The organism is Methylobacterium sp. J-077 (genome assembly GCF_022829365.1).
Lineage (GTDB): Bacteria > Pseudomonadota > Alphaproteobacteria > Rhizobiales > Beijerinckiaceae > Methylobacterium.
The window spans coordinates 151232-163847 of the sequence record NZ_JAKSYJ010000119.1; the positions used below are offsets into that span (position 1 = coordinate 151232).

Annotated in this window: 11 protein-coding genes; 7 read left to right on the top strand and 4 right to left on the bottom strand. The window is 70.4% G+C overall.

Annotated features, from left to right (window positions below; all coding sequences use genetic code 11):
• Positions 1 to 96 precede the first annotated feature (96 nt).
• Both MKL11_RS13715 and MKL11_RS13720 read left to right on the top strand, forming a co-directional pair.
• On the top strand, positions 97 to 627 hold the full coding sequence (locus tag MKL11_RS13715) for a phosphate-starvation-inducible PsiE family protein (RefSeq protein WP_243944356.1): 531 nt from the start codon (positions 97 to 99) through the stop codon (positions 625 to 627).
• Between the two features lie 50 nt (positions 628 to 677).
• Positions 678 to 1073, top strand: coding sequence for a CCDC90 family protein (locus tag MKL11_RS13720; RefSeq protein WP_243944358.1), 396 nt, complete (start codon positions 678 to 680; stop codon positions 1071 to 1073).
• 15 nt (positions 1074 to 1088) lie between these two features.
• Here MKL11_RS13720 and MKL11_RS13725 read toward each other — a convergent pair whose 3' ends face one another.
• Positions 1089 to 1607, bottom strand: coding sequence for a TspO/MBR family protein (locus tag MKL11_RS13725; RefSeq protein WP_243944360.1), 519 nt, complete (start codon positions 1605 to 1607; stop codon positions 1089 to 1091).
• Between the two features lie 134 nt (positions 1608 to 1741).
• Here MKL11_RS13725 and MKL11_RS13730 point away from each other — a divergent pair, with 134 nt between their 5' ends.
• Together MKL11_RS13730 and MKL11_RS13735 are read left to right on the top strand one after the other, a co-directional pair.
• A complete protein-coding gene (locus MKL11_RS13730; protein WP_243944362.1) occupies positions 1742 to 2938 on the top strand; it encodes a trans-sulfuration enzyme family protein in 1197 nt (398 codons plus the stop codon).
• A gap of 79 nt (positions 2939 to 3017) precedes the next feature.
• Positions 3018 to 3509, top strand: coding sequence for a hypothetical protein (locus tag MKL11_RS13735; RefSeq protein WP_243944364.1), 492 nt, complete (start codon positions 3018 to 3020; stop codon positions 3507 to 3509).
• 22 nt (positions 3510 to 3531) lie between these two features.
• Here MKL11_RS13735 and MKL11_RS13740 read toward each other — a convergent pair whose 3' ends face one another.
• A complete protein-coding gene (locus tag MKL11_RS13740) occupies positions 3532 to 4314 on the bottom strand; it encodes a class I SAM-dependent methyltransferase (protein WP_243944366.1) in 783 nt (260 codons plus the stop codon).
• A gap of 91 nt (positions 4315 to 4405) precedes the next feature.
• On the opposite strand from MKL11_RS13740, the gene MKL11_RS13745 reads away from it, so the two are divergent.
• Positions 4406 to 5335, top strand: a complete 930-nt coding sequence (locus MKL11_RS13745) for an AEC family transporter (protein ID WP_243944368.1) — start codon at positions 4406 to 4408, stop codon at positions 5333 to 5335.
• A 109-nt stretch (positions 5336 to 5444) separates the two neighbouring features.
• Entirely contained in the window at positions 5445 to 6674 is a 1230-nt protein-coding gene (locus MKL11_RS13750) for an acyl-CoA dehydrogenase (RefSeq protein WP_243944370.1), read from the top strand.
• Positions 6675 to 6869: 195 nt separating this feature from the next.
• On the opposite strand, the gene addB is transcribed toward MKL11_RS13750, so the two are convergent.
• Together addB and tcuA are read right to left on the bottom strand one after the other, a co-directional pair.
• Positions 6870 to 10046, bottom strand: a complete 3177-nt coding sequence (gene addB / locus MKL11_RS13755) for a double-strand break repair protein AddB (protein WP_243944372.1) — start codon at positions 10044 to 10046, stop codon at positions 6870 to 6872.
• A gap of 273 nt (positions 10047 to 10319) precedes the next feature.
• Positions 10320 to 11822 carry an FAD-dependent tricarballylate dehydrogenase TcuA gene (gene tcuA, locus MKL11_RS13760; protein WP_243944381.1) on the bottom strand — a complete coding sequence of 501 codons (1503 nt, stop codon included), beginning with the start codon at positions 11820 to 11822 and terminating at the stop codon, positions 10320 to 10322.
• Positions 11823 to 11937: 115 nt separating this feature from the next.
• Between tcuA and MKL11_RS13765 the strand changes: the two genes are divergently transcribed.
• Positions 11938 to 12591 (top strand): GntR family transcriptional regulator, encoded by a 654-nt coding sequence (locus MKL11_RS13765; protein WP_243944383.1) that lies wholly within the window; start codon positions 11938 to 11940, stop codon positions 12589 to 12591.
• Positions 12592 to 12616: the final 25 nt, after the last annotated feature.

The following is a 12616-nucleotide window of genomic DNA, read 5'->3' on the forward strand; positions in this document are numbered from 1 at the left end:
GTATCGTCTGCCGGGGCGAGGCTCTAACCTGGTCATAGGCGCGCCCGGCGTGAGGCCTTAGCCTGTTGTCACTGTTTTACCGGGGGACTTAGCGCGATGTCCGACAGGGACGACGAACAGCAGGGGCCGCTGACGCGGATCGCCAGCGGGATCTTCCTGCACACCGAGCACACGATCTACGCGGCGCTCGGCGCCCTCCTGGCGGTCACGGCCTTCGTCGCGCTGATCGACGCCGCCGGGCTGACCTGGGACGCGCTGCGGGCGCTCGGCGGCGCCGAGAAGATCCTGGAGGTGATCGACCGGCTGCTGTTCCTGCTGATGCTGATCGAGATCCTGCACACGGTGCGGGTCTCGATGCGGTCGGGCAAGCTGACCTGCGAGCCGTTCCTGATCGTCGGCCTGATCGCCTCGATCCGGCGGGTGCTGGTGATCACCCTGCAATCCTCGGAGATCACCCACGCCAAGGACTGGTCCCAGGAGAAGCAGGCGCTGTTCACCGCCTCGATGATCGAGCTCGGCGTGCTGGCCGGGCTGATCCTCACGATGGTGCTGGCGATCTTCATGCTCCACCGCGCCCGGGACGACGGCAAGCCGGCGGGCGACGAGACGACGAGCGGCGAGAGCTGACAGACAGCGAATCGCTGCAAACGCATGCCCTGCGTGCTATCAAAGATCCCGTGAGCCTCGTCTCCCTCGACACGCTGGCAATCGCACGGAAGCTTCAGGCGGCCGGTTTTTCGGACGTCCAGGCAGAAGCCATGACCGGTGTCCTGCGCGACGCCCACGAAGCCGATCTGTCGACGCTGGTGACGAAGGTCGATCTCAAAACGGAACTCGGCCTTCTGAAATCCGAACTCGGTACGGACACCGCGTTGGTTCGGTCCGATCTGAATGCGGACTCCGCCCTTTTGAGATCGGATCTCAAGTCGGAGATTGCCCTCGTGCGCTCGGATCTCAGAACCGAGATCGCCGACACGAAGTACGAAATTTTGAAGTGGGTGCTCTCGGCAATCGGCTTCCAGACGATCGTGGTCGTCGGCGCGATCGTCGCGCTGACCAAGAGCCTGCACTGAGCGGCTCCGCCCCGCTCAATTCAACCGCAGGATCGCGGCGTTGAGCAGCGTCGCGAAGGCGACCCAGGCGGCATAGGGCACCAGCAGCCAGGCCGCGATCCGGTCGAACCGCCAGGACAGGCGGATCGTCCACAGCACCATGACCAGCAGCATCGCCACCACGATCAGCCCGGAGCCGATCGCGTGGGCGGTGAAGAACACCGGCGTCCAGGCGGCGTTGAGCACGATCTGGACCAGGAAGGCGGCGAGTGCCAGCCACCAGCCGTCCCGGCTCGGCCCGGTGCGGGGCATCGCGCCAAGCAACCGCCACAGCGCCACGGCGATCATCGTGTAGAGCAGGGTCCAGGCCACGGGAAAGACCCAGTCCGGCGGATTGAAGGACGGCTTGGCCAGGCCGGCGTACCAGCCCGGGATCTCGGCCTGGGTCGCGGCCGAGCCGATCGCCGCGGTGACCGCCACCGGCACGATCGCGGCGGCGAGCCGCAGCCAGCGCGGCAGGGCCGAACCTTCGGGGACTTGTGTCGCGGCCAGCATCGTCGTTCGTTCTCCGCTCAAGCCGCATCCCGAACGGCGGGTGCCGGTTTTTGGGGATGGGCGGGGTCAAGGCGCAGGTTGCAGGGGCTCAGGCGCCGTGGCACGCGCCTGTTTCCATCCGCCGGAATCGCCAGATGTCAGAGCCTAACGCGCCGCAACGGGATACGGATACCGGCACGCCGGGAGGCTTCTCGCGACGCAGCCTCGCCGCGCAGGCCATGGGCCGGATCGAGCCCGAGACCCGCGCGGTGGTGATGCCGCTGCACGTCTCCACCACCTTCATCCGCGATCCCGACAACGGCTATTCCTCGGGCTACTGCTACGCCCGGCCCGACAACGCCACGGTGCGCGAGGCGGAAAGCGTCCTGGCGATGCTGGAGGGTGCCGAGGCCGGCGCCCTGCTGTTCGGCTCCGGCATGGCGGCGGCCACTGCCGTGTTCGGCGCTCTGGAGCCGGGCGACCACGTCGTCGCCGGCACGGTCATGTACTGGGCGCTCAAGCGCTGGCTGCGCGAGGAGGCGCCCCGCCGCGGCCTGACCCTGACCTTCGTCGAGACCGACGACGCCGACGCCCTGCGCGCGGCGATCGAGCCCGGCCGGACCAAGCTCGTCTGGATCGAGACTCCCGGCAACCCGCTCTGGACCGTGACCGACATCGCGGCCGCCGCCGGAATCGCCTACGCGGCCGGGGCGCGGCTGGCGGTCGATTCCACGGCAGCGTCGCCGGTGCATACCCGTCCGCTGGAACTCGGCGCCGACATCGTGATGCATTCCGGCACCAAGATTCTGAACGGCCATTCCGACGTGGTGGCCGGCGTGCTGGCCGGCGCGAAGGCGGACGCGTTCTGGGAGCGGATCCGGGGCATCCGCGCCGGCAGCGGCGGGATTTTGGGGCCGTTCGAGGCCTATCTGCTGATGCGCTCGCTCCGCACCCTGCACCTGCGGGCGGCGGCGCAATCGGCCGGCGCCCTGCGGCTGGCGGAGCGCCTGAGCGGGCACTCGCATGTGAGCCGCGTGCTCTATCCGGGCTTGCCGAACGATCCCGGGCACGCGGTGGCGCGCCGGCAGATGCAGGACGGCTTCGGCTTCATGCTGTCGATCCGGGTGGCGGGCGGCGAGGCCGGGGCGATCGCCACCGCGGCGCGGGTGCGGCTGTGGAAGCGGGCGACGTCGCTCGGCGGCGTCGAGAGCCTGATCGAGCACCGGGCCTCGGTGGAGGGCCCGGGCAGCCCCTGCCCGCCGGACCTGCTGCGCCTGTCCACCGGAATCGAGGATACCGAGGACCTGTACCGCGACCTCGACCAGGCGCTGCGCGGCGCGCACGGCGATTGATTGGTGCGCGCGTGGTGCCGAAGGCCGTCCTTGCGCGTTGTGCCGGCGAATACCGCCCTCGACTGCGAGCCTTCCGTCCATGACCGCCCACCGGACAGCCAAATCCCGCGCTCGCGTCTCCGGGACGCTCGCGCTCCTCGCCCTGGCCCTCGCCTCCGGATCCGCCCGGGCCGACGCCGTTCCGAATCTCGATGTGGAGACGACCTGCAAGTCGGCGCAGGTCGCCAACACCTCGATCAGCGACCAGGCCAATTACGACGGCTGCCTGCGGTCCGAGCGGGAGGCCAAGCGCGAGGCCGAGAGCCACTGGGGCAGCTACACCTCGGCGGCCAAGCGCCAGTGCGAGAGCCAGTTCAAGGCCGGCGGATACCCGTCCTATGTCGAGATGGTGACCTGCCTGGAACTGGCCTCCGGCGCCGTGCCGACCCAGTCCGGCCAGGGCGGTACGGCGGTTGGCGGCCCGGGCTCGCCCAAGGCCGTCAAGATGCAGCGGGAAGGCGGAGCCAGCCTCACCAAGGAACCGCCGGCCAGCCAGCGCACGGATCCGATCGAGGTTCTGGAGAACAAGTAGCCGGCAAGAACGCCACCCGGCGTCAGAACCGCACGCAACTGAACGCCGCCGTCACGTAAGGAAACGCGACGACATCTTTTCCGGCGAGTTCGGTTGTGTCGGCTACCAGCGCGCGTACCGCTGCGGCGACGCTGGCGCGTTCCGTATCCGGCAGGGCGGCAATAAAGCTCACCGTGAGGGTACGGTCGACGATCACCGCTTCCGGCGCCCCGTGATGTGCATGCGGCCAGCGGCGTTCTTGCAGGGGGCCGAAGCCGGAAGCGGGGAACAGATTTCGCCATGCACCGGTGCGGTAGCGCGGCGCGCCACCCTCGTGGGGATCCGTGATCCGCGACAGGGCGGCGACCCAGGGCACCGATTCGTCGCGGACATTCCAGATCAGACCGAGCCGGCCGCCGGGGCGCAGGACCCGAGCGATCTCGGCAAGCGCACCGGCATTGGCGAACCAGTGGAAAGACTGCGCGCAGACGACCGCGTCGAGGCTGCCCGAGTCCAGCGGGATGGCCTCCGCGGTCCCGGCATGCACGATCATGCCGGGATATTGGACCGCGAGTTGCGACCGCATCGCCGCGACCGGCTCTACCGCCACGGTCATCGCTCCGGTGGCCTTCAAGTAGGGTAGGAACTTGCCGGTACCCGATCCGAGATCGAGCACGGACCGACCCAATCGGAGACCCAGATCCGCGGCGAGCCAATCCGTCACGCCCTCGGGATAATCGGGCCGGCCCGTGACGTAGGCGGCCGCCTGTCCGGCGTAGCCGCCCGCGGCAGCCCGATGAATCTCGGATTCACTGTCTCGTGGCATGCCCCGGATGCTCCGCGAGTCTGCGCAAACGCTCGCGGCACCATGCTATGCACCTGCACGCTCCGATTTTAACCCCAGCCCCGCCGAATTCGTGAACGCCCTCGCCATCATCGCCCCGATCTTCGGGATCGTCCTGATCGGCTGGGGAGCGGCGCTCGCGGGGCTGCTCTCCGACAAGGTCAGCGACGGCCTGTCGGAATACGTGTTCGCGGTCGCGGTGCCGGCCCTGATCATCGCCACGCTGACCCGGCCGGGAATGAGCGGCGAGGTCGCCTGGACCTACTGGGCGGCGTATTTCGGCGGCGCCGGCCTGTCCTGGTTCGTCGGCACGCTGATCGCCCGGCGGCGCGCCGGGATCGAGCGGCGCGGGGCGATCCTGCACGGCTTCGCGGCCAGCCAATCGAACACCGTGTTCGTCGGCGTGCCGATGATCCTCCAGGCCTACGGCGAGGACGGCGCCTTCCCGCTGTTCATGCTGCTCGCGGTCCACCTGCCGCTGATGATGGGCTGCGCCACCTTTCTGATCGAATCCGATTCCGGCCTGCCGGTCCTGGCCCGGATCCGCGGCCTCGCCCTGGTGCTGCTGAAGAACCCGATCTTCGTGGCGCTCCTCATCGGCATGGCGATGAAGAGCACCGGCATCACCCCGACCGGGATCCCCAAAGCCCTGATCGACGCCTTTGCCGGCACCGCCTCGACCTGCGCGCTGGTGGCGCTGGGCGCCGGGCTCAAGCGCTACCGGGTGCTGTTCGACCTCAAGGGCGCGCTGGTGATCGCGGGCCTGAAGAACCTGCTGCACCCGCTGGCGGTCTGGATTCTGGCCTTCCACGTCTTCGCGATGCCGACCGCCTACGCCGGCGTCGCCACCCTGTTCGCCGCCATGCCGGTGGGGATCAACGCCTACCTGCTGGCGGTGCGCTACCGGACCGAGACCGGCATGGTCGCGGCCTCCGTGCTGGTCTCGACCCTGCTGGCGCCCCTGACCACCCTTGGCTGGCTGATGCTGCTCGGCCGGGCGTGACGCCGCGGCCCCGGCGTCACCGGGCGCGTTGGACGAGGACACAAGCCGGTCTAGGGTAAGTTCAAGCGCGGGGCCGAAGCCCGCCACACCCTGCAGGCGAGGAAATCCCATGAACGCTCCGATGCGCCCCCCGGGCAGCGCCTCCCCGTCGGCCCCGGCCTCGTCCCGCTTCGTCTGGGAGGACCCGTTCCTGCTGGAGGACCAGCTCACCGAGGACGAGCGGGCGATCCGCGACGTCGCCCAGAGCTTCGCCCAGGAGCAGTTGCTGCCCGGCATCGTCGAGGCCTACGCCACCGAGAAATCCGACCCGGGCCTGTTCCGGAAGATGGGCGAGCTCGGCCTGCTCGGCGTGACCCTGCCCGAGGAATACGGCTGCGCCGGCGCCTCCTACGTCGCCTACGGGCTGGTGGCGCGGGCGGTCGAGGCGGTGGATTCCGGTTACCGCTCGATGATGAGCGTGCAATCCTCGCTGGTGATGTACCCGATCCACGCCTACGGCTCGGAGGCGCAGCGCCAGAAATTCCTGCCGAAGCTCGCCTCGGGCGAATGGATCGGCTGCTTCGGTCTGACCGAGCCCGATGCCGGCTCCGATCCCGCCGGGATGAAGACCAAGGCGGAGAAGATCGACGGCGGTTACCGGATCTCGGGCGCCAAGATGTGGATCTCGAACGCTCCCTTCGCGGATGTGTTCGTGGTCTGGGCGAAGTCCGACGCGCACGAGGGCGCGATCCGCGGCTTCATCCTCGAGAAGGGCATGACGGGCCTCTCCGCCCCGACGTTGAAGGGCAAGCTGTCCTTGCGCGCCTCCACCACCGGCGAGATCGTCATGGAGGGCGTCGAGGTCGGCGAGGATTCGCTGCTCCCCAACGTCTCGGGGCTGAAGGGTCCGTTCGGCTGCCTCAACCGGGCGCGCTACGGCATCTCCTGGGGGGCCATGGGCGCGGCCGAGGATTGCTGGCACCGGGCGCGCAACTACACCCTGGAGCGCAAGCAGTTCGGCCGGCCGCTGGCCCAAACGCAGTTGGTCCAGAAAAAGCTCGCCGACATGCAGACCGAGATCACGCTGGGCCTCCAGGCCTCGCTGCGGGTCGGGCGGCTGATGGACGAGGGCAAGATGGCGCCCGAGATGATCTCGCTGATCAAGCGCAACAATTGCGGCAAGGCGCTCGACATCGCCCGCACCGCCCGCGACATGCACGGCGGCAACGGCATCATGGGCGAATACCACGTGATGCGCCACGCCCAGAACCTCGAGACGGTCAACACCTACGAGGGCACCCACGACGTCCACGCGCTGATCTTGGGACGGGCGCAAACTGGGCTGCAGGCGTTTTTTTGAGACTTGGGGACGGGCCCCTCCCCACCCCCAACCGTTCCCCCCTCATCCCGAGGTGGCGTCGCACAGCGGCGCCCTCGAAGGAGGGCTCCAGAGATCACGAGGCCGGCTGGAGGGCTCATTCGAGGCCTCCGCTGCGCTTCGGCGGCTCAGGATGAGGGGCGCGGGTGGGATGGATCGGTGTCGGCAAGAACGCCGCTACTCCCCACCCTCCTCCCCGCCCAGCGACCATTCCAGCACCCGCGCCAGGTGGTCGTAGGCGCCATACTGGCTGGCATATTGCGGGTAGGGCCGGGCCGTGTAGGCGGCCTCGCCGGTGAGGAAGCGGGCGATCAGCCCCCGAAGCCGCGCGGCGTGCTCGGCGACGATCGCGTCGACGCTGCGCTCCTCGCCGCGGGGCGGCTTCACCGGAGCCGGGACGAACGGCTTCCGGCCGCCCGACGCGTGGACGTAGAGCAGGTCCGGCGTCGTCTTTACGGGTGGCAGACCGTCGAAGGCCCCGTGCATCAGCATCGCCGCCTCGAGGGTGAGCTGCGGCGAGAACCCCGAAAAGATCATCTTCGCCGAGGGCGGGGTGCCGGTCTTGTAATCGACGATGCAGGCGCCGCCGTCCGGGCGCAGCTCGATCCGATCGGCCCGGGCGCGCAGGGTGAAGCTCTCGCGGCCCAGGGGGATCACCCAGCGCCCGGACACCTCCGGGTGGATGCGGCGCAGGGCCGGCCGGCGCTGCGCTTCCCATTCGAGATAGGCGGCGGCCATGCGCTCGTAGCGCGGCCACCATTCGGCGTAGAGGTTCGGATAGGTGTCGGCGATGTCACCGAACGCGTTGATGGCGATGGCGGAGAGGGCTTCCCCGGGCCGCCGCGGCAGGCCCTCCGGATGGGCTTGGGCGAACGCCGCGAAGATGTCGTGCACCAGGGAGCCGCGGGTGGCGACGCTCGGCACCGCCGCCAGCGGTTCCAGGGGATCGAGCCCGAGCACGTGGCGGGCGAAGATGCTGTAGGGGTCGCGCACCAGCGTCTCGATCTCGGTGACGCTGAGCGAGCGCGGGAACAGGGCCGGGTCCGGCTTCGGCGCCGGGCGCTTCAGGCGCTTCTCGGGCGGGGCGGTGTCGAGGTGGGCGGAAAGGCCCGTGAAACGCCGTCCGGCCGCCAGCACCGCGTCCCAGCGGGTATCGCCGGCGAGCGCGCGCAGCCGCTGGATCAGGCGCGACGGCACGGTGGGCGAGCCGTCGCGCTTGAGCGCCCGGGTGATCACCGCGTCGCGGCAGCCGAGCGCCTGCACGAAGTCGTGCGCCATCTGGCCGATGCGCCGCTCGGGCGGGTTGAGGCCGACTCGCTCGCGCATCGGCCGGTTGAGGAAGGCGTCGGTCAGGGTCCGCACCGGCCAGACGCCCTCGTCGAGGCCGCCGAGCAACACCCGGTCTACCGAGAGCAGCCGCGCCTCCAGCAGGCCGAGGATGCGCAGCCGCGGATGCGGCGTCTCGCCGGAGCAGCCGACCAGGCGCTCCCGGGCGAGCGACGTGAAGAAGGTCGCGTAATCGGTGAACTGGCCCGGCATCAGGCCGGGCTCGGCCATCTCCAGATCGTCGAACAGGGCGTCGAGACAGGACAGGGAGCCGTCCGCTTCCTCCTCCGGGGCGTCCTCCGGGCCGGCGAGCAGACCATCGCAGGCGGCGCGGTGCCGGGCAGCGGTAGCGACGAGATCGCATTCGCCCGTACCATCGGGGCCCGGGAACTCGGAAAAAACCTGCTCCAGCCGGGCGAGCAGATCTTCCGCAAGGTCCCAGTCGATATCCTTCAGCCGACGCTTGGCCCGGGGGCGGCGCTCCAGCGGCCCGACCCGCTCGGCGGCGAGCGCCGTCCGCAGCCCGGAAACCCCCGGAGCCGGGACGGGGCCGCGCAGCAGCCCGATCTCCAGGGCGGCCGCGCCGCGCACCACGTCGGACCGGGGCAGGCCGAGGCGGACCATCGGGTGCGACAGCAGCGCGATCAGCCGGGCCGGGATCGCGTCGGCCTGATTGCGGGCGAGGTCGGCGGCCAGCTCCGCGGTGAGCCGGGCGAGCCGACCCGCCGGGCTTCCGGCGAGCGCCAGCCCGGCCGAATCCTCGGCGACGATGCCCCAGCGCAGGAGCTCCACGGCGACCCGGCCGGCGAGCGCGCGATCCGGCGTGATCAACGCCGCGGTGGCGCCGGGCACCTGAAGGGTCTCGCGCAGGGCCAGCGCCGCGACCAGGGCCTCCTCCCGCTCGTCGGCGGCCTCGGCCAGGGCCAGCCCGGCGAGGCCGGCCTCGGCGATACCGTCCCGCCCGGCCGGGTCGAGATCGGCCCAGGCGTCGGTGGTGTCGGCCGGGCGCAGGGCCTGCGACAGCAAAGCGGCCCGGGCCGCCCGTCCGGCATCGGGATCGCCCAAGGCGGCGACCTCCGCCCGCGACAAGGCGAGATTGTCCGGCCCGAGCAGCCGGTGCAGCACCGCCTGGGGATGCCCGTGGGCGATCACCCGGGAAAACCCCTCGCCGGTGTCGATGCCGGACCAGCCGGATTCGTCGAGGTCGAGGTCGAGCCCGGGCAGTACCACGGCCCCTCGGGGCAGCCTCGCGACGGCCGCGATCAGCCGCGCGGTGGCTGGCACGGAGCCCAGCGAGCCGGCGACGATCACGGGATCCGTCGGTGCCGTCCGCGACAGGCGCTGGCCCTCGGCCAGCACGAGGCCGCGGGCGCGGGCGACCGGGTCGGACAGGCCGCGCTCGGCCAGGAGCTTTGGCCAGTTCTCGGCGGCGATCTTCACGAAATCCAGGGTCAGGCCGAAATAGCGCGAGTACTCGGCCTCCACGGCGGCGCCGATCTCCGACCAGGGCAGGCCCTCGACGGTGAGCGCATCCATCAGCCGTTCGAGATCGCCCGCGAGCCCGACCGCGTCGGCGGGCGAGGACGGCACCAGGAACGGCACCTCTGCATCGAGGGGCAGCAGGGTGCGGTCGACCGACTTCGCCCAGGCCTGAACCAGGCGCGCGAGGATCAGCCGACGCTCCAGTTGCGGCATCGGCGTGCTGAGCGGATCGTTGTCGTCGAGCAGCGGCTCGGAGGCGAGGTCGAGTTCCGCCTCGTCGGCCTCGCCCAGCGGGATCATCCGGGGCAGCAGGGCCGCGTAGCCGGGGGCGCCCCGCTCATGCGCCCGCTGGCCGAGCCGGTCGGCCAGGATCGCGCCCAGCGCCCGCGCGGCGCGCCGGGTCGGCAGGTAGATGGTGACCGAAGCCAGCGCCAGCGGATCCTCCGCCACCGGCCCGACCAGCCGGCCCGACAGCAGCGCCTCGGCCAACGTCGGCAGGAACGGGACGCCCCGGGTGATGGTGAAGACCGCCTGCCGCTCTGACATGGGGCGTCTTTTACGCGGGCGCGTTCGATGGGGACAGGTGTTTGCGACGATGGCGAACGCGCGCTGTCATTGCGAGCGCAGCGAAGCAACCCAAAGCGGCGCGCGATCCCCGGACTTAGAGCGCTCGCCGCCGAAGTGGATACCGGTTCGGCGGAAGCGAGCGCGTTACATCAAAGACTTAGAGCCGTTCCCCGTCGCAACGCGACCGGGAACAGCTCTAGCGTTGCCGTAGGTTGCTTCGCTGCGCTCGCAATGACGGTGGGCGGCGGACGCCTATGCCGCCCGCACGGCCGCCGCGGCAGCACCGTAGCCGGCTCGCCGCCCGAACACGACGCCGGAGGTCAGCCCCGAGCCGCCGGGATAGCCGTTGAAGAACACGCCGCCGACCATCTCGCCGCAGGCGTAGAGCCCGGGGATCTCGCTGCCGTCCTCGCGCTTAACGCCGCCGCCCTCCCCGACCTCGACGCCGCCATACGTGAAGGTGATGCCACCGGTGACCGGGTAGGCCTTGAACGGCCCGGTCTCGATCGCCTGCGCCCAGTTCGACTTCGGCAGGGCGAGCCCCTGCGTGCCGCGACCGTCCTTCACGGTGGGGTCGAACGGCACGGCCTCGTCCACGGCTTCGTTGAAATCCGTGATGGTCCGCTTGGCCGCCGCCTGGTCGATGCCGTCGAGCTTGTCGAGCAGCCCGTCGAGGGTGTCGGCCTCGACGAAATGGGCGTCATGGAACCGGTACTCGCTGTAGAGCAGGTGATCGACCTTGGCGTCGAAAATCTGCCAGGCGACATGGCCGGGCTGCTCCATGATCGAGCGGCCGAACTGGGCGTAGGTATAATTGCGAAAGTTCTTGCCCTCGTCGACGAACCGCTGCCCGTCGGCATTCAGCATGAGTCCTAGAAAATAGCAGATCTTGCGGTAGTGCTTGCGCTCGCCGTGGGGCAGGCCGAGGTTGCCGTAATCGGGGGTGTGCAGATCCATCGGCGTGGCGTGGCAGCCGCCGTAGAAGCCGTGCGGCTTGGCGCCGAGCGCGAGCGCCATTTCCAGCCCGTCGCCGCGATTGTGCGGGGTGCCGCGGACCCGGGCCTTGTCCCAGCCCGCGCCGATGAAGCGCGTGCGCAACTCCGGGTTCGATTCGAAGCCGCCGCAGGCCAGGATCACGGCCTTGGCCCGGAACGCGCCCTGGGGGGTCTCCACGCCGACGACGCAGTCCGCGTCGACGATCAGCCCGGTGGCCGGGCAGCCGTAGCGGATTTCGCCGCCGGCCTTCGTGAACGCCTCCAGCTCGGCCCGGGCGAGCCCGAAACCCTCGTCGTGGGTGGCCAGCGTCAGGCCGCCCCAGAACACGAAGCGCCCGTCCTTCTCGAAGGATTGCCGGGCATAGATCGGCTCGAACTTCACCCCCTGGGTCGAGAGCCAGCGCAGGGCCGCGCCGCTCTCGTCGATCAGGATGCGCTGCTCGCGCGAGAGCGGCCGGCCGTCGTTGAAGCCGAGCAGGTCGGATTCGAAGGTCGCCGCGGTGTAGGCGCCGAAATCGGTGCGGGGCAGGCGCGGATCATTCGGGTCGGCCAGCAGCGGCAGGAGGTCGTCGTTGCCCTGGTAGACGAACCGCATGGCGCCGGCCGTGTAGGCAGTGTTGCCGCCGGCGAGATCCGGCTCGGCCTTCTCGATCATCAGTACCGAGGCGCCGCGCTCCAGGGCGGCGAGGCCGGCGCTCATGGCGGCGTTGCCGGAGCCGACCACCACGACGTCCCAGGATCCCGCGCGCCGCTCCTGCATCCCCGCCTCCACCGCTCGAACTGCCTTCCTGATTGTATACGCTCGCATGCAATTGGCGGCAAGTGTTCCGGGCAGCGGCGTTTCACGCTATGGCCCCGGCCGAGGAGAGCCGGGCATGAAGGCGAGCGAGTCGGAGCGCTCCAACGGGGCCGCCGCCTATGAGCGGCTGCTGCGGGCGATCGAGGAGGGCGAACTCGCCCCCGGCAGCCGCCTGCGCGAGGCGGAGCTGGCCGAGCGGTTCGCGATCAGCCGCACGCCGGTGCGCGAGGCTCTCGGTCGCCTGGAGGCGCAGGGTCTCGTCGCGCACGAGCCGCACCGGGGCGCCAGCGTGGCCCAGCTCGATTACGGGCAGGTCAGCGAGCTCTACGACATGCGGGAGGTGCTGGAGGGCACGGCGGCCCGGCTCGCCGCGATCCATGCCAGCGCGGTGGAGACCGAGATCCTCGAGGAGATGATCGCCCGCGACCGGACCCTGACCGGCGACGCGGCGGCGCTGGCACGCAACAACCGGCTGTTCCACCGGCAGATCCACGCGGCGGCGCGCAACCGCTTCCTGCAGGGCACCCTGGAGACGATGCGCCTGTCGCTGGTGCTGCTGCCCGGCTCGACGACCCTCTCGGCACCGGAACGGGCCGGCGAGTCCCTCGACGAGCATGCCGCGATCATCGCGGCGATCCGCGCCCATGACGGCGACCGGGCCGAGGCGGCGGCCCGCGCCCATATCCGCGCCGCCTTCAAGGCGCGGATCCGGATCTGGCAGGGGGTGTAGGCTCCCTCTCAAGAGGCTGTGAGAT